The sequence below is a fragment of the Nonomuraea sp. NPDC050394 genome (assembly GCF_044459065.1).
Lineage (GTDB): Bacteria > Actinomycetota > Actinomycetes > Streptosporangiales > Streptosporangiaceae > Nonomuraea.
This window is the reverse complement of record NZ_JBITIO010000006.1, coordinates 174764-190331: the sequence shown is the minus strand read 5'-3', so window position 1 is coordinate 190331 and position 15568 is coordinate 174764. Positions and strand designations below refer to the sequence as shown.

The 15568-nt window shown below is 68.6% G+C and carries 13 protein-coding genes; 8 read left to right on the top strand and 5 right to left on the bottom strand.

Features of this window, described 5'->3' with window-relative positions; translation table 11 throughout:
• Window positions 1-676 precede the first annotated feature (676 nt).
• Window positions 677-1597 (bottom strand): hypothetical protein, encoded by a 921-nt coding sequence (locus ACIBKY_RS24740; RefSeq protein WP_397099793.1) that lies wholly within the window; start codon window positions 1595-1597, stop codon window positions 677-679.
• Between the two features lie 169 nt (window positions 1598-1766).
• Here ACIBKY_RS24740 and ACIBKY_RS24735 point away from each other — a divergent pair, with 169 nt between their 5' ends.
• Genes ACIBKY_RS24735 through ACIBKY_RS24720 form a run of 4 tightly spaced genes read left to right on the top strand, consistent with a single transcriptional unit; the run spans window position 1767 to window position 8479 of the window.
• Window positions 1767-2795 carry a hypothetical protein gene (locus ACIBKY_RS24735; protein WP_397099791.1) on the top strand — a complete coding sequence of 343 codons (1029 nt, stop codon included), beginning with the start codon at window positions 1767-1769 and terminating at the stop codon, window positions 2793-2795.
• Between the two features lie 17 nt (window positions 2796-2812).
• Complete coding sequence (locus ACIBKY_RS24730; protein WP_397099789.1) at window positions 2813-4027, top strand: hypothetical protein; 1215 nt, start codon at window positions 2813-2815, stop codon at window positions 4025-4027.
• 44 nt (window positions 4028-4071) lie between these two features.
• On the top strand, window positions 4072-7299 hold the full coding sequence (locus ACIBKY_RS24725; protein ID WP_397099787.1) for a WD40 repeat domain-containing protein: 3228 nt from the start codon (window positions 4072-4074) through the stop codon (window positions 7297-7299).
• Between the two features lie 34 nt (window positions 7300-7333).
• Entirely contained in the window at window positions 7334-8479 is a 1146-nt protein-coding gene (locus ACIBKY_RS24720; protein ID WP_397099785.1) for a cutinase family protein, read from the top strand.
• 388 nt (window positions 8480-8867) lie between these two features.
• On the opposite strand, the gene ACIBKY_RS24715 is transcribed toward ACIBKY_RS24720, so the two are convergent.
• Both ACIBKY_RS24715 and ACIBKY_RS24710 read right to left on the bottom strand, forming a co-directional pair.
• A complete protein-coding gene (locus ACIBKY_RS24715) occupies window positions 8868-9392 on the bottom strand; it encodes a choice-of-anchor D domain-containing protein (RefSeq protein ID WP_397099783.1) in 525 nt (174 codons plus the stop codon).
• A gap of 149 nt (window positions 9393-9541) precedes the next feature.
• A complete protein-coding gene (locus ACIBKY_RS24710) occupies window positions 9542-9952 on the bottom strand; it encodes a hypothetical protein (RefSeq protein ID WP_397099781.1) in 411 nt (136 codons plus the stop codon).
• A 205-nt stretch (window positions 9953-10157) separates the two neighbouring features.
• Here ACIBKY_RS24710 and ACIBKY_RS24705 point away from each other — a divergent pair, with 205 nt between their 5' ends.
• The 3 genes from ACIBKY_RS24705 to ACIBKY_RS24695 all read left to right on the top strand — a co-directional run bounded on the left by ACIBKY_RS24705 (window position 10158) and on the right by ACIBKY_RS24695 (window position 13641).
• The gene (locus tag ACIBKY_RS24705) at window positions 10158-11132 is read left to right on the top strand and encodes a hypothetical protein (RefSeq protein WP_397099779.1); all 975 of its coding nucleotides are present in this window, start codon (window positions 10158-10160) and stop codon (window positions 11130-11132) included.
• 110 nt (window positions 11133-11242) lie between these two features.
• Window positions 11243-12421: a cytochrome P450 gene (locus ACIBKY_RS24700; RefSeq protein WP_397099777.1), complete on the top strand. Its 1179-nt coding sequence runs from the start codon at window positions 11243-11245 to the stop codon at window positions 12419-12421.
• The gene (locus ACIBKY_RS24695; protein WP_397099775.1) at window positions 12418-13641 is read left to right on the top strand and encodes an MFS transporter; all 1224 of its coding nucleotides are present in this window, start codon (window positions 12418-12420) and stop codon (window positions 13639-13641) included. Before ACIBKY_RS24700 ends, ACIBKY_RS24695 begins: the two co-directional genes overlap by 4 nt.
• A gap of 6 nt (window positions 13642-13647) precedes the next feature.
• Here the strand turns inward: ACIBKY_RS24695 and ACIBKY_RS24690 are convergent, their stop codons facing one another.
• Window positions 13648-14409 (bottom strand): SDR family NAD(P)-dependent oxidoreductase, encoded by a 762-nt coding sequence (locus ACIBKY_RS24690; protein WP_397099773.1) that lies wholly within the window; start codon window positions 14407-14409, stop codon window positions 13648-13650.
• A 110-nt stretch (window positions 14410-14519) separates the two neighbouring features.
• Between ACIBKY_RS24690 and ACIBKY_RS24685 the strand changes: the two genes are divergently transcribed.
• The gene (locus tag ACIBKY_RS24685) at window positions 14520-15122 is read left to right on the top strand and encodes a DUF998 domain-containing protein (RefSeq protein WP_397099771.1); all 603 of its coding nucleotides are present in this window, start codon (window positions 14520-14522) and stop codon (window positions 15120-15122) included.
• A gap of 36 nt (window positions 15123-15158) precedes the next feature.
• On the opposite strand, the gene ACIBKY_RS24680 is transcribed toward ACIBKY_RS24685, so the two are convergent.
• The gene (locus ACIBKY_RS24680; RefSeq protein ID WP_397099769.1) at window positions 15159-15482 is read right to left on the bottom strand and encodes a hypothetical protein; all 324 of its coding nucleotides are present in this window, start codon (window positions 15480-15482) and stop codon (window positions 15159-15161) included.
• Window positions 15483-15568: the final 86 nt, after the last annotated feature.

The window sequence follows — 15568 nt, the reverse complement described above, 5'->3', positions numbered from 1 at the left end:
GGGATAACCGCCGGTTGAAGACCATGGCCCATTGCATCGCGGAACGACACCGGGCGACGCCCAGTTCGCCCACTCGTGATGTGGAGGAGTTTTCGGCCCGGCCAGCGCCAGGGTTAGCGACGCTTCCCCACGTGCGCTTCCAACGTTGTCAGCTCGGCGGTGTACAGAGCGAGCAGGCGGTCTCGGTCGCCGGCGCGGAAGGTATGACCTTTCTCGGAACTCGGTTTCGTGCTGTGAGCTGAGGTTTGCCGCGTGATCGGGGTGTGGCGGCCACGACTGCCGCGTGGTCATCGCTGGTCTACCGGATGATGCGGTGCTTGTCCGGCGTGCTCGTGGTACTGATCCGGCGCCCCGCCGGGCCGACCTGGCGGCAGTTCCTGACCATTCAAGCTCACGCGATCATCATGTGCGGCTTCATGGCGGTCGACATCGTGCGAGAAGCTGGCCTTGCAGGCATGGCGCGACCAGGCCGAAGAGATCGCGAGGCCATGGCCAGGGCACCAGGCGACGGAGGGCCACCGTCGTGAGTGCCGAGAATTCGTCCGCCTACGCTGACCTGGGAGTGCGCAGCGTCTCCATCGACTGTCACGTTAGGCGGCTCAAGTGCCGCTGGTGTCTCTTGACACAGCAACAACTGTGATTTCGCTCATCAGCCTCCAGCACCCAGGATCGGCGTTCACCATTCCCAGCGGAAGCCCGCGGCGGCGTTCTCCATGTACGGCAGGAAGCGGTGTGCCCGGCACTCCGCGTCGAGGGTCACCAGTTCCTCCTCCAGCACATCGCCGTCGCGATAGTGGTCCCATGCCGACCACCACAACCGACTCGGCAGTCGTTTCGGATGGAACTGCACGACGATGTCAATGTTCTGCGCGCGCGCGTTGACGACGCGCCGGTATTCGGTGTCCGGCCCGCCGACGCGCCGGAAGTCCCGCCGGTACTCGAACGAGGTGCTCTCCCCCTGGCGCAGGGACATCGGCAGTACGATCTCCACCACGGACTGGGACCGGGCGGAAACACGCCCGCCGTGCACCATGATCATCTTCGACTCGCCGGGACCTGGGAAGCATGGATACCGGTCAACCCCGTCTTCACAGGCGACGATGGTGTGTGAGGAGTGGTGGGCGACGGCACGGCCTTCCGCGTCGATGATCCGGCGCTCGAAAAGCATGACGGTCCGGTGTCGCTGAGCCACCGGCAGCATCTGCCGTACCTGCAGCGTGTCCACGAGGGGGATGCCGGTGATGAGCGCCTTGGCGGCGTGCGCCTCGCGCAGCCGGCGCTCGTCCTCCGGCGCCATGGAGAACGCCTCGACGAACCAGTTGAGGGTTTCCGGGCTCAGGACCTTGCCGTCGAGCGCCCGCCCGACGCGGTCTTTCAGCTTGCGATCGAGCTCCGTCTCCGACTCCGCGAAGATGCCGGCGTCCATCAGATGCCCGGCAATCACCGCCGCGACGGCGTGCCGGTTCAGCAAGCCAGTGGGTGATCTTCTCTTCTGCTGCCGCTGCCACCGCTTGCGGTATTCGTCGCGTTCGAGGAGAAGGTGGCTAAGCATTCGCCCGGTCGTTTTCGTGCTGTGGAGGACGTAGGCATCGGGCATGGCCGCACCTCCGGACGTCTGCGACACAGCAGCGACACAGCACTGCCTACCATACAGATCGGCACCGAGGGGGGCGATGGCAATGGCGTCATCAGAGACTTCCGGCGACAAAGATCTGCGTTCCTTATACACGCGACCGGACAAGGGACCGCTGGTTAAGGACGACCAGGTGAACGGAACGCTCGTCATCGGCTTCGGGTTCGCGCTGGAGCCGGAGCCGTGGGGCAGAGGCAACGACCGGCTTCTGCTCGCGGGAGACGAGGGGTGCGAGGAGCCGCCGCCGCGCACGCTGCCCTCTCCGTCGGACGAGGAGAACGGCGTACTCGTCGAGCGGCGCGGCCCTCATGCGACGCTCAGGCTAAGGCCCGACCAGGTCGTCCTGGCCGACGATGTCGCACCGCGCTTGACCGCCGCCGTGGACGGGACGATCTCCCGATCGTCGCGCGACGGCGACCTCATCCGCTCGCTGATCGACGTAATTGGCGCGCGGCATCACGCGATCTGGCTCGTCGGGGGCGGTGTGCGCGACTTGCTCGCCGATACCAGCGGATCGGTCAACGACCTGGACTTCTGCGGGACGATGCTGCTCGGGGAACTGTACGAGATCGCGGGCGAGCTGATGGCGCTCGCCGGGCTCGGCGACCATCGGGTGAGTGTCTCGCCCGGAAGGGTGTTCTCGGTCGCCCCGCACGTGGGCGGAACCCGCATTCTGGAATACAAGGCGCTCAGCATCGACGGGTTCCACTTTCCCGCCTCGGGCGGAGACCTACTTGACGACGTCGTGACCCGCGATCTGACGGTCAACGGAATCTACTACGACCTCCGGCGTCAGCTGATCGCCGATCCGTCGGGCAAGGGGATCGAACATCTGCGTGCCGTTCCCCGGAAGATCGCCCCTCTCTACCGTGAGGACCACGCCGTCGGGCAGGCGAAGACTATCGTCCGGAGCATCAAGTTCAAGCTTCGCTGGCCCGATGCCGACGTCTCCGAGATGACCGCCTGGGTCGACTCCCTTCCCGGCGATCTCACCGCTCGGATCCCGGGGGGCGCCTGGCCTGCTCTCCGCGGAATGTGGCGGCGGTGCGTTCCGGAAGAGCGCCAAGCCGAAGCCGCGGCGACCGCCAGGCAACTGGGCAGCGCTGCCGATTCTCTGGCTCGCCTCCTGCAGAAGGAAGCGCCATGGTCCACAAACCACTGAGCGAGTGGGTCATCGCCGTGGACGCGGGGGCAGCGGTCAACGACGGTGACGAGCGGGCGGACGCCCGGCACCTGCCTGAGTTCGGCCACGGCTGGCGCCGTGAGCGCGTCGCCCTCGGCGACGGCCGCGCCGTCCTTGGTCTCGTTCACCGGGCGACGGCACGGAAAGTGGTCGAGTTGAGCGAGACGAGCGAGCCGATCCTGATCAGCCAGGCAGGTCTCGAGGTCATCGACCGGATCGAGGAGGGCTGGCCCGAGTCGGCGCCGGACGCTGGCGAGCTGGCCGTGCTCGCCGACGAGAACTTCGCCATCCGTCACCTGTTGTTGTCCCGGCTAGTGGCCGAGGGAGCCCCGCCGGCCGAGCTCTTCCACATTCTGCCGTGGCAGCTGGTCTCCAAGGTCGCCGAGCAGATCATCGCCACCTGGACGGGTCGTCCACCAAGCAGGGAACCGCGGCTGCGCCACTGGTTCACCCCGGCGGGATCACGCTTCACCGCCGCGCTTGAGCAGCTCCGCGCCGGCCAACGCACCACGAACTCCGGGGTCGTCCGGGTCGGCGCCACCTTCCTTTGCGCGGAGCTGCTGCAGGTGGAGGTGCCCCGATTACCGCGAGGCACCCGCGACGCTCTCGCACGGCTGATGCTTGAGCTGGCGGAACGCGATCCGTTCCTGTCCTACTGGTCGAGGCGGGCGGCGAGACGGCTACGCCGGACGGACGAGGCCGAGGATTCCGTTCACCTGCGCACCACGATGCAGCCCGCAGCGGAGACGCGGGCTGGGATCCGTAGAAGCACCTCCCATCTCCGCCGCGATCCGTTCGCCATCGACGTCACCATCACCAGCACCGGGCGGCTGGAGATCAGTGTCGCTACGAGGCTTCCGGCAAGATCGGCAGCGCTCGTGGCGGACGACTATCGGGTGATGGTGGCCGGGGTGGAAGTACGCACGAACGACGGCGAGCTGGGCTACGTCATTCCGCTGCGGCCTCTTCCCGATCGTCTCGCGGGCGCCATCAGCCTCCGCGCGCCGGCGAACGCATTCGAGGTTGGGGCGGCAAAGCCGCCGATCGGCGCGGCGGAGGTGCGCTTCCTCACCGAAGACGTTCTGCGGCGCTCGCTGGCGGGGGTCACGACGCGCACGGCCCTGCGTCCCTGGCAGGAGCTGGCCGGCCTGCTTCCGGCCGACCACCGGTTGCGGGACATGGTGTCCGCTATGACAGGAGGGGCCCGATGAGTGACCGCGGTCAGAATGACACGCCGTCCGTGGAGCGCTCCATTATGAGCTATCTGCACGGCCCCGCGCCTCTCGGCCCGGGAGAGATCGAGCGAGTCTGCAGTGACCTCGTCGGCCCGGTGCAACCGCTGGTCACGTTGGTCAGGGACGCGGTGGCGGCGGGAGATGTCACCTGTCTACGGCTCTTGCACGAGGGGCACACTCCGCTGCACGCTCTGCTCAACGACCTGCTGCCCGCTGACTACCCGGCTGTCTCGACGGACACCGTCAGGCGCCTCGGCCCGCCGTTCACGATCGGAGAGTCATCCGGGGCGCATGCCCTGCGCAACCTCGCGGGCCTGGCTCTGAGCCTCACAGAGGAGGATCCCTCTGGCGAGTACGTCCGTACGAGTCTCCTGTGGCAATCTGAAGCCCGCAGTAGCCCCGTGACCACGGAGTGGAGGCCGCCGCCCGACCGGTTGCCGGACGGCGACGACTCCTTACGCCGGCAACTTGACCTCCTTTCTGCCGCGGTGAAAGAGGATCGGCGGCTCGCGGGCGCCGCCGCGGCGGTCGCCGCCACTCTTCTGTCCCTTTCCGGGCGGCTGAGCGCGAAAGGGCCAAGTGTTGGCCTGACCGTCCTGTTCGATCAGGGCACCCGGGGTATGAAGGCCCGACTGTCGGGAGCCGTTGTCTCCTCCTGGCCTGTCTGCCTTGTGCCGGACGCCACCCGGATGGCGTTCTTCACCGGAGACCGGGGCTTCCAGACCTCCTTGACCCGTTCCTGGTCACAGGCGGGCGGAACGCTCCCGGGAACGGTCGCCTGGTCCGTCGAAGGGCCGGACGGCCCGGTCGGAAACATCGTCGGTGAGTCGCTCGGCGCGGCGTTCGCCGTGGTGGTCGACGAGCTCCGGCGACGTCACCGGCCCTTCTACCGAATGCCCGCGGTTTTCCGACTGGCGGGTGCGAACGCCGTAGTCGGCCGGATCGACGACTGGGGGAACCTGCAGCCGGTCGGAGGATACGGACGCAAGCTGGAGGCAGCCGGCCGCGACACCCGGGTGATCGTTCCCACACCGGACCAGCAGAAGGCCAACGAGGCCGGAACGGACGCCCTGATCGTTCCGGCCCAGAACTGGCGTACCGCCGCCAGGTTGGCGCGCCGCCGGGATCTCCGCCCTCTCGCCCGATGGGCCATTCTCCCGCTCCTGATGGTGCTGACACTGGTTACGACCGTTCTGGTGGATCGCCAGAAGCTCGCGGAAACCCGGCAGAACATGTCGCTGTCCCGGCAGACGTCGTTATGGAGCGAAAAGCTGAAGGAGCGCGATCCCGTGGTTTCCGGGCTGCTGGCCGTGGCCGCATGGCGCTTCGATGCCACGGCCGAAGCCCGCTACGGCATGCTGGCGGCGATCGCGACCGGCGCGGAAGCCGTCCTGGAATGGCATGTGGGGTCCGTTCTGGGTGTGGCTTACAGTCCCGACGGCTCCTCACTGGCGACCATCAGCGGCGATGGCGTGCGACTGTGGGATGCCACGAGGCGGCCCATGGCAGGGGGCCAAATCGGCGTCCACGCCTACACCTCGTACGGGATCGCCTTCAGCCCGCGTGGCGACATGCTGGCCACCACGGACAACGAGGGCTTCATCCGGCTTTGGAACGTTTCATCGAGGACAGCGGTCGGTACTCCGCTGCGGCACGGCATCCAACCCGTGCAGACGCTGGCCTTCGGTCGCGACGGGGCGACCCTGCACACCGTCAGCTGGGATCGCTCCCTGCAGGTGTGGGATGTGGCCACCGGCCGTCTCCTCGCCAGGCCGTTCACAAGGATCCAATCTCCCACGCGGGCGGCCTTCAGCCCGGATGGCGGCACGTTGGCCACCAGGTCGCGCAAGGGAGACTCTGTCCAGCTGTGGGACGTACGGACCGGCCGTCTCCTCGCCGAGTTGCGTACCGGCAAGGTCCATGCGACGACCTTCAGCCCCGACGGCACAATGCTGGCCGTCAGCGACAACGACGGCGTGGAACTGTGGAGTCTGACGGCCGGCCGCCCGGCCGGCCGGCTGCTGAAGGGAACGCCCGATGTCACCGCGGCGGCGTTCAGCGCTGACAACGCGATGCTGGCCACCTCGGGCAAGGGCGGAACGATCCGACTCTGGAACACCGTGGACCAGCAGGAAATCGGCCAAGCTCTGCGAGGGCACACCGAGCCTGTGACGGAGCTGGTATTCGATCCACGTGGGGGACGCCTCGTTTCTGGCAGCGCCGACGGGACCAGCCGGCTCTGGAACCTTCGCATGCTCCGGCTCGCCGGTGAACCGATCAGACGGCATACCCGCCTCGTCTCGGGTGTGGCGTTCCTGCCCGATGGCAGGACCCTCGCCAGTACGAGCTGGGATCAGACCCTCTGGCTTCGGAACGGGATGGGAGGGCGGTTCCACGGACGCGCGGGCCAGCTCAACGCGATGGCACTGAGCCGGGACGGGCGCATCCTGGCCGTCGGCGGCAACGGCAATCTGATCCAATTGTGGGACGTCGTCGGCCGCCGACCCATCGGCAAGCCGCTGCGGGGCCACCGCGATGACGTCCTTTCGCTGGCCTTCACCCCCGACGGCAGCCTCCTCGTCTCGTCCGGCGCCGATGAGACCGTTCGCCTGTGGGACGTGGCCGCGCACCGGCCGTCAGGCGAACCGCTTCGCGGCCACATCGGATACGTCAACGCCGTGGCCCTCAGCCCAGACGGGCGCATCCTGGCCAGCGGTGGCACCGACAACTCCATCCGGCTGTGGGACGTAGCCACCCGCCGACCCATCGGCGAACCGTTGCCCGGTCACACCCTCGGCGTCTCCAACCTGCAATTCAGCCCGGCGGGCCGGATCCTCGCCGCTGCGGGGGACGAAGGCATGGTCGAACTGTGGGACGTCCACACCCGCCAGCCCCTCGATGAACCGTTCACCGTCACCGGTGGCTCCGGATGGGGCCTGGCGTTCAGCCCCGACGGGCGAACCCTCGCCTCCGCCGGTGCCGAGGGCGCCCTCCACCTTCTGGATGTGGCAACCCGCCGAAGTCTCGCCGTGCTTGACATCGGCCGCCAATTCCTCAGCGTCGCCGCCTACAGCCCCAACGGGGGGGTCCTAGCCGTGGGCGGCGGCGACGGGATCATCCGGCTGTGGGATGTGGCCATGCCGGCGGATCCCGCCGCGGCCATGTGCGCCATCGCCGGACGCTCACTCAGCGAGCATGAATGGCGCATTTATGTCCACTCCGCGCCATACCAGGAGATTTGCCGGTAACTGTCAACACGACACGAAGGGAAGTCCGCCCACGATGAAAAGCATCCTGCGCTTACTCGCCGCGGCTGCGACGGTAGCGCTCCTTCTCCCCATGGGGCCTGCCCACGCCTCGGCGGGACCCGACCTGACACCGACGGCCATCACCTTCTCCGGCGGCGCCATCAGGACGGGCCACAGCGTGCAGTTCGATTCGGGAATCAGGAACCTCGGTGACCAGGCGGCTTCCGTCTTCAACATCAAGTGGTACGTCGACGGGCAAGAGGTCGGCGCGTACGGGAGCCACGCGGGTGTGGCGGGCAAGACAACTGTGATGAACGGGAACAGTCAGTTCGCATGGAAGTTCGGCGAACCCGGCTCGCACTCCGTCCGCTTCACCGTGGACGCCGACGACCACATCAGCGAGACCGACGAGCGAAACAACTCACGTACGGTGACGGTCCGGGTAACGGGAACTCCCGGGCCCGGCAAGCCCAAGAGTTGCTCGAAGATCGTCTTCATCGGCCTACGCGGCTCTGGCGAACGAGCGTTCGAGCTCCAGCACGACATGGGCGCGACCATATATCGGGGTGTGTTCGAGGAATTCAGAAGCCGCGCCAACTCCGCGAACGTGAAGGTGGACGGGGTCGGCTTCAGTGGAGTCAGCTATCCCGCGGACAGCGTGGATGTGCTACTCGCCAAGGGACTTGTGCGCAGGCAGTTCGAGAGTGTGGACAGGGGCGTGGAAGGACTTGCCCACCACATGGATGCCGCGGTTAAGGGGAACGCCTGCATCGCGCTCGCCGGATATTCTCAAGGTGCATGGGTCATCGGGGCGTATCTCGCGAAGCATCCGAAGCACAAGAAGAAGATCACTGCGATCGTACTCTTCGGCGATCCGCGCTTCTCTCCCAAGCCTCCCGTCGCGCGTGGCTCGCTGGAACACCCGGGCAGCCTGCGCGCGTTCGGCGTCGACAAGGGACACTATTACGAGGACATGCGTGATCGAGTGCGCAGCTATTGCCAGAAAGGCGATCCGGTGTGCAGCTTTACGACCGCGCGCGTTCCCTCCTGCAATCCTCTGGCCCTGGGGTTCCTCCAGACGTGCGCGCACACTCACTACATAGCAGGGGTCCTCGCCCACGGTTACACGGAAGACGGCACGGCCTTCCTCGCCAAGAAACTGCTCGGCCAGAACGCCTAGACGTCTGACCTGGGAGTGCTCAAGCAGTGATCACTCTCTTCTGAGCACTCGCGCAATCTGGTTTGAGCGAGTGCTCAGCATGTATGCAACAGTTCGTCGCGTTGCTGCGGCTTGTGGAGCCTCCACGATCACCACCGCACGCTCACGCCGACTCGCCCTCGAGGCTCCCCGCCGGACGTAGCACGCCGGCACATCGCCGCGAGCATCGACGCCTTCCTCACACACCTCATGGCCGTCGCCGATGCCACCTGGGCGGGCAAGTCGTGTTTACTGCCCGCCCAGGCTCCGTTCGCAGGGTGGGCGATACGTCCTCTTCTCGGATGGACGGTGTCGCGTCGAGGCCGCGAGGAACGGCAACGCACCGGATCGTGCGTCATGGCGGGCCCGGCTATCCGGCCGGTTGGCTCGACTCCGGTGTGGGCTCGTCGGTGGGCTGCTGGGTGCCCTGTCCGCTGACCCTGACGTACGTGGCGTCGCCCTTGAGGTTCTGGTGGATCACCAGGGTCGCCGAGCCGCTCGAACCGGTGCTCGCCGGGGCGAACCACACCTTGAGCGCGCACTCGTCGTCGACGTCGAGCGCCTGGCCGGCGCAGGCGTTGTCGTGCTGGAAATCGCCGGGGTTGTCGCCCTCGAACTCGATGCCGGCGATTTTCAGCGTGGCCGTTCCCGTGCTTAACACCCGCACTTCTTGCGCGCAGCTTTCGCCCTCGCAGGAAAAGGTCAGGGATTTCGGAGTAACGGCGATTCCGGGGGCTTTTTTCGGTCCGCCTGGAACGCTCTCACGGACCGTTTCGCGTCGCGTTTCCGAGCTTCCCGCGTCTCCGGAGGCCCAGGGCAGCGGCACCTGACGGGACGTGATCAGTGCGCCGGTGATCGTCGCCGCGGCGGCGATCAATGCCGCGGCGATCGCCACACCTCGGGTCGACATGATGCCCCTCCGAACGTTGCCACGAATCCGGCGGATTCAGTTTTCCGGCGCCGGCGGCACGGCGTCCACAGGTTTATCGGGCCGCGCCTTGAGCGCATTCTCGCCTTTCGCCGGGGCCCGCGAATGAGTAGGCCCTACTCATTGCGCCGGGAACGTGCTTTGCGGTGGCGGGCGAACCACGCCCGCGACGACGGCGGCACGAACAGCAGGACGATGACGGCGGCGCCGGCCAGCGCCATCACGGACGCGCCCGCGAGGACGGCGGGCGGCGCGCCCGTGCCCGTCAGCGCGTCGGCCAGCGTGGTGCCCCCGTAGAGGACGACGAAGGCCGCGAAGAAGGTGGCCAGGACGCGGGGGCCGCGCCATCCCGGCCACAGCCCGCGCGCGACCGCCGCACCGAGGAGGCCGAAGGCCACCGGCGGCACGGCACTGCGCGGCAGCCCGCCGGCGATCAGGAGGGCGCCGGTGCCGAGGAGCAGCGCGGCGACGACGCCGACGGCGACCACCGCGCCGATCACGGGCGCCGGGGGCATACGTTCACTCATGACACGAACATGGCCGGGACGGGCAGGGGTGAAACCTGTTTCATGACCTCCGCCAGAACTCGTGTTTACTCAAAGTGTTGATCTTGTTAGTATCGGGTTTCTTGTATCGGTGATGATGGATTTTGACACCATAGACAGAATCCTCGGCGCGCCACCGGCATATCCGGCATGGCGAGTGGCGCATATGGCCGCGAAGGCGGGGATATTGGCGACCTGGTTGTCCTCGGCGCAGGCCCGGGACATCGAGCTCACCGCGGCGGCGACGGCCCATCTCGAACGGGCCCGCCGCCGGGTCGCCGAGCTGGCCAGAGTGGGTGAGGAACAGGCCGCGGCGCACGGGCTGACCGTGCTCAAGGGGCGCAGGATCGCCGCCCACATGCCCGGATGGATGCTGCGCCAGTCCGGGGACGCCGATCTGGTCGCCCCCGACGAGGAGGCGCTGTGGCGCTGCGTCGTGGAGCTGTCGGCGCGTTATGACGCCGTCCCGCAGGGTGTCAGCGTCATGGACGGAGAATTCGGACGGCATATCTGCGTGGCCATGAAGTGGCCGGCCGAGGAACCCCATCTCGACAAACCGATGGGTGCCGACGTCTCCACCTGTGCGTTCACCGGCGACCTGAAGGGGGTTCCGGTAAGGGCCGTTCCACCGGAACATGATGATTTATGTGGATTGTTCGCTGTGGCCGAGGAAAGGTTCCAGCGCAAATTCCGCATTAAGGACCTCCTCGATTTCGCGGTGCTCGCCGGCCTCGCCGAGCGGCGCCTGGGCGACGCGCTGGTGAGCGTGGTCCGCGAGCACGCCGAGGCGCTCGCGCTCGCCCCCGAGCTGCGCGCGCTCATCAGGAAGACCGAGCCCTGGTCACCCCTCTCGCGGCGATGGCGCGCGACCCTGGACGAACTGGGACCACCGGCCAAGGCCGAGAAGGCGCGCAGGCGGCCCGGCCGGACGGGGGTCGCGCGGGTGCGGTTCGGCTTCCCGCTGGACACCGTGCCGAGCCGTGAGATGAGGGCCACCGTCCACCGCCGGGCGGGCGGCGACGTCGCCACCACCCCGCTCGGCAGTTGCCTGCTCGTCGAGACCCCCGTGCTCACCGAGGACGTCGTGGTCGAAGCCTTCGACTACGCACGGACACTCGCAGCAGAAGGAGGTGAATCCCATGCGTCACATCGTGACCGCTGAATTCAAGATCATGACCACCGGTACGGTCAAGCCCGGCAAGTAGCGCGACGGCGGGACGCTCCTCGGGCCGCTGGGGAGCGACCGCCCATCGTCACCCCTGGAGATCACGCATGACGGCAGGCTCCTACCCCTTCGGCCCACCCGACCTGCTGCGCCTGCACCCCCGTTTCGCGCAGCTGCGCGAAAGCGAGCCGCTTTCGCGGGTCCGGATGCCCTACGGCCGCGAAGGCTGGCTCGCGACCCGCTACGAGGACGTGCGCGCGATCATCTCCGACCCCCGCTTCAGCCGGGCGCGGGCGGCCGGCGCCGACGTGCCGCGCATGACGCCGCTGCCCGGCGGCGCCGGCTCCATGGCGATGATGGACGCGCCCGAGCACACGCGGATGCGCCGCCTGGTCTCCAAGGCGTTCTCCCTGCGGCGGATCGAGGAGCTGAGGCCCTCGGTGACCACCCGCGCCGAGACGCTCCTGCGCGGCCTGAGCCCGCCCGCCGACCTCATGCGGGACTTCGGCACGCCGCTCGCGCTGATGACGATCTGCGACATGCTCGGCGTCCCGTACGGCGAGCGCGACCGGTTCGGCGGCTGGGCGGAGGTCGTGGTGACCACCACCGCCTACACCGCCGAGGAGGTCGAGCGCGTCCTGGGCGCGTTCGCCCAGTACCTGCTGGAACTGGTCGAGCGGCGGCGCGCCGTACCGCGCGACGACCTGCTGAGCGAGCTCGTGCACGCCCGCGACAGCGAGCGGCGGCTCAGCGAGCAGGAGCTGGTCACCTTCCTCGGCAGCTCACTGACCACCGGCCAGGACAACGTGGCCAAGCAGGTCGGCAACATGGCCTACACGCTGCTGACCGAGCCCGGCCTCTACCGGAGTCTGGCCGAACGGCCCGGGGTGATCCCGGGGGCGGTCGAGGAACTGCTGCGCTACCTCGTCATCAGCCCCGGTCTCGGCATCGCCAGGATCGCCACCGAGGACGTCGAGATCGGCGGGCGGACCATCCGCGAGGGTGAGGCGGTGCTCGTCTCCTTCGCCTCGGCCAACCGCGACCCCGGCGCCTTCCCCGAACCCGAACGGATCGACGTGGAGCGTGAGGGCAGCGCGCACCTGACGTTCGGGCCGGGGCTGCACCACTGCCTGGCCGCCTCGCTGGTGCGGATGGAACTGCAGGAGGCGGTGCGGGCACTTGTGCGCGTCTGTCCCGATCTGCGGCTGGCCGTACCGGAGGAGGAGGTCGAGTGGCTGACCACGGCGATCACGATCGGACCGGTGCGGCTGCCGGTGCGGTGGTGAGTCTCTGGCGGCACGCCGACTTCGTGCGGCTGTGGTCGGCCAACACCGTCAGCCAGCTCGGCAGCCGCGCCGGAGCGATCGCCGTCCCGCTGGTGGCGGTCACCGCGCTGGCGGCCACGCCCCTGGAGATGGGGCTGCTCAACGCCGCGGGCACGGTCGGCGCGCTGCTGTTCGGGCTGCCCGCGGGCGCGTGGGTGGACCGGATGCGGCGCCGGCGCGTCCTGCTCACCGCCGACGTCACGCGGGCGCTGCTGCTCCTGTCGATCCCTCTCGGGTACGCCGCCGGGGTGCTCACCATCTGGCAGCTTCTGGCCGTCGCCCTGCTGGTGAGCATCGGGACGATCTTCTTCGACGTGGCCCACCTGGCGTACGTGCCGGCGCTGGTCGAGCGCGAGCGGCTCATCGAGGCCAACGCCAAGCTGCAGGCCAGTTACTCCGTCGCGGTGGTGACCGGGCCCAGCCTCGGCGGCCTGATCGCCGGGCTGGCCGGGGCGGCCGCCACGGTGTCGGTCACCGCGGTGACGTTCCTGGCCTCGGCCGGCCTGCTGGGCCGTATCCGCGTCCCCGATCCCGCGCCCGCGGCGGCGAGCGGGAGGGGGACGCTCGCCGACATCGGCGAGGGTCTGCGCTTCCTGCTGCGCGACCCCGCGCTGCGCGCGATCGGCTTCTGCACCGGCAGCGTCAACCTGTTCATGTCGATGGTCGCGGCGCTGCTGGTGCTGTTCCTGACGCGCGAGCTGGGGCTTTCGCCGGTGATGACCGGCCTGGTGGCCGCCGCGTCCGGCGCGGGCGGGGTGCTCGCGGCCCTGACCGTCAAGAGGTGGACGCGCGCGTTCGGTCCCACCCGCACGATCGTGCTGTCGCTGCTGCTCACCGAGCCGCTCGGCGTGCTCATGGCGCTGTCCTCGCGCGGCTGGGGAGTCGCGCTGTTCGTCTGCGGCTGGTTCGCCTGCGGGTACGGCGGGACGCTCTACAACGTCGTCCAGGTCAGCTACCGCCAGGGCGCCTGCCCCGATCATCTGCTCGGCCGGGTCCAGGCGGCCAACCGGTTCCTGGCCTTCGCCATGGCTCCGGCCGGCGGGCTGCTGGGCGGCGCGCTGGGTACCTGGCTGGGCGTGCGCCCGACCATCCTCATCGGCGTCCTGGGCGCGGTCGCCTCGACGCTGTGGCTGATCCTGTCGCCGCTGCGGCGGGCGAGCGGCGCGCCGTCGGCCGCCTGAGCCCGCTCACACGGCCGCGTCGCCGCCGTCCAGGACCAGGTCGGCGCCGGTCATCCAGGACGACTCGTCCGAGGCCAGGAACACGGCGGCGCCCGCGAAGTCGGCCGGGCGTCCGGGACGGCCCAGCGGGATGTCCTTGCTGCGCTCGTGCCACAGGTCGGGGTCGTCGCGCCACTGCGGGGAGTTGGCCTTGGTGGCGGTCAGGCCGGGAGAGATCGTGTTGACCCGGATGCCGTATTGCGCCAGCTCGTACGCGGCGCTGCGCGTCAGCATCGACAGCCCGGCCTTGCTGGACTGGTAGTGGGCCATCGCGCTGACCGCCTTGAAGGCGCTGATCGAGCTGATGTTGATGACGCTGCCAGGCGCGCCCTCCTCGCGCAGGCGCGCGGCGAAGGCCTGGGTGGCGAAGAACGGGAAGCGCAGATTGACCGCCATCACGCGCTCGTACTCCTGCGGCGTGAGGTCCAGGAATCCGGTCCTGGTCATCGTGGCGGCGTTGTTCACCAGGACGTCGGCGACCCCCAGCGCCCGGCCCGCCGCCTCCATCAGTTTCCGCACGCCGTCGGGGTCGGCGCCGTCCAGCAGCATGTAGTGCGCCCGCACGCCGTACCCGCGCAGCTCGGCGAGGGTGTCGCGGGCGGCGTCCTCGTCGCGCAGAGCGGTGAGGAACACCTCGCAGCCCTCGCGGGCGAAGGCCACGGCGATGGCCCGCCCGATGCCGTTGGCGCCGCCGGTGACGATGGCCCGCCGCCCCTTCAACCTGTCCATGTGTCCGCCCATCCGCCGCAGAAGATCGTTTGACGACACCCTAGCCGTCCGGAACTCCGACAATCAGAATCGTCTTGACAAAAGTTATTGTCGGAGAGATGCTCTAGGGCATGAACAGAACCCTTCTGATGTGCGGCGTCCTGGCCGGTCCCCTCTACGTCCTGGTCTCCCTGGCCCAGGCCGTCACCCGCGAGCCGTTCGATCTCACCCGCCATGCCGCCAGCCTGCTGAGCAACGGCGACCTCGGCTGGATCCAGATCGCCAACTTCGTGATCACGGGGGCGCTCGTCATCGCCTTCTCGTACGCGCTCAAGCGGCCCTGGGCCCCCTGGCTCATCCGCGTCTACGGCCTCGGCCTCATCGGCGCCGGAGTCTTCGTCGCCGACCCCGCGCTCGGCTTCCCCGCCGGCACTCCCGCTGGCCCGCCCGCCGCCGTCTCCTGGCACGGCATGCTGCACTTCGTCGCGGGCGGCATCGGCTTCCTGTGCATGATCGCCGCCTGCCTGTTCCACGCCCGCCGCCACGCCGCCGAGCGCCGGACCGGCTGGGCCCTGTTCTCCGCGCTGACCGGCGTACTGTTCCTCGCCGCCTTCGCCGGCATCGCCTCCGGCAACGCCTCCGCCCTGATCAACGTGTCCTTCGCGCTGGCCGTGGTGCTGTCGTGGTCCTGGATCGCCGCCACCGGCCTGCGCTTCCTGCGCGAGGCCCGGTGAACCCCGCCGCGCCACAGGCACGGCGGGGCCCGGAGGTCAGACCGAGTACCTGCAGAGCAGCGCCTGGCTCACCCCCTGGGAATAGCTGATGAAGTTCCACGTCGGGTGGAAGTACACGCAGGCCTGACCCGGGTTGCCCGCGCCCGTGAAGACCAGGCCGGGCGTGCCGAAGCGGTAACAGTTGAGCCAGCCGTTGTAGAAGCCGATCCCCGAGGTGGGGTTGACCTGGGCGGCGCAGTACCCGCCGAGGGTCAGCGGGCTGAAGACGTCCTCGACGACGGCGGTGGCATGGGCCTGGGCGGGTGCGGCGGACAGGGCGAGAAGGGCTGCGGAGGCGAGCACGGCGAGACGACGGAGCATGGAACCTCCATGGACCAGGGCGGATAGTGCTTGATCGCAGTATTAAATAGGAAACTTTCCTATGCAATACATGACTTTCCGGATCC